Here is a 339-nt window from a genome sequence, read left to right as displayed (position 1 = left end):
ACAACCGCATTTACTGGCTGAATTGTGCGATACCACGGTCAAACTGTTTATCAGTTTTGCCGAAACACACACCACCACACTTCAGGTCCGCTACCTGTCAAAACAGTATTTTCTGCCCCACCTGATCGATGGCACCCTGCTCTCTCAGGCACTGAATAATGTTGTCAGCAATGCCATTAAGCACACTCATGCCGGCATGGTATTGATTGAGTGCTCATTGTTGCAAGTGGACGGCAAAAACATGTTCAGTATTGAGGTGATCGACACCGGCACGGGTATGCCCCCCAAGGTATTGGCACGGCTTTCAGAACCGTTTTATCAGGGTAAATTTTCTCGCAC

1 protein-coding gene is annotated in these 339 nt (G+C 48.4%); it reads left to right on the top strand.

Annotated elements, in window-relative coordinates; all coding sequences use genetic code 11:
* Positions 1-339: sensor histidine kinase (locus YALDO0001_RS19535; protein ID WP_042840691.1), on the top strand; the 339-nt coding region annotated here is incomplete at both ends.

Source organism: Yersinia aldovae ATCC 35236 (assembly GCF_000173735.1).
Taxonomy (GTDB): domain Bacteria; phylum Pseudomonadota; class Gammaproteobacteria; order Enterobacterales; family Enterobacteriaceae; genus Yersinia; species Yersinia aldovae.
This window is presented reverse-complemented; position numbering and strand designations above follow the sequence as displayed.